This is a genomic window from Bradyrhizobium sp. P2_E8 (genome assembly GCF_056403875.1).
On record NZ_JBFUES010001883.1, the window covers coordinates 1 to 574 of the forward strand.

Annotated in this window: 1 protein-coding gene; it reads right to left on the reverse strand. The window is 61.1% G+C overall.

Going from position 1 to position 574, the window contains the following annotated elements; all coding sequences use genetic code 11:
• Positions 1–321 (reverse strand): caspase family protein (locus AC1D00_RS44505; RefSeq protein ID WP_477015129.1); only part of this gene is annotated, 321 nt, incomplete at its 3' end.
• Positions 322–574: the final 253 nt, after the last annotated feature.

The window sequence follows — 574 nt, forward strand, 5'->3', positions numbered from 1 at the left end:
GTCAAGCTCGATGCCATGGCCGGCGTAGTAGATGACCGCGACATCGGCCTCGCGGGCCTTGCTGCCGAATTCGCGCAGCGCCTTGCGCATGTCGACCACGTTCAGGTCGAGCCTGACGTCGACCGTCTCGAAGCCGGCCTTCCTGAACATGCCGCCGACCAGCGCGGCATCGTTCGCGGGGTTCGCGAGCCTCGCCACGTTCTTGTAGGCCGAGTTGCCCATCACGAGCGCGACGCGCTTCTCGGCCAGCGCAGAGCCGGTCCCAAGCCCRGTCGAAAGCCACGTCGYAAGRATCAACAAAGCAAACAGCCGAAGCCGCATTCCAGCCCCCGAATGCAATAGCGTCAGATTATYCSCASMATGGCCAAATGCAATCTACGATCAGTGAYGTWCATCACACATCTGTGCGGCGGTCCCAACAATTGGGGCACCGGGTGGGAGATGTGTTGCCGCATCATTCAAATCGATCACCGACCGGGTTCGGCGCAGAAGTACGCTTCCGACGCCCGCCCTTGGAAGCCAGTACCTGCGGTGTCGAAGCTAATTGCAAACTTCCGCTATCCCTGCCGATGAG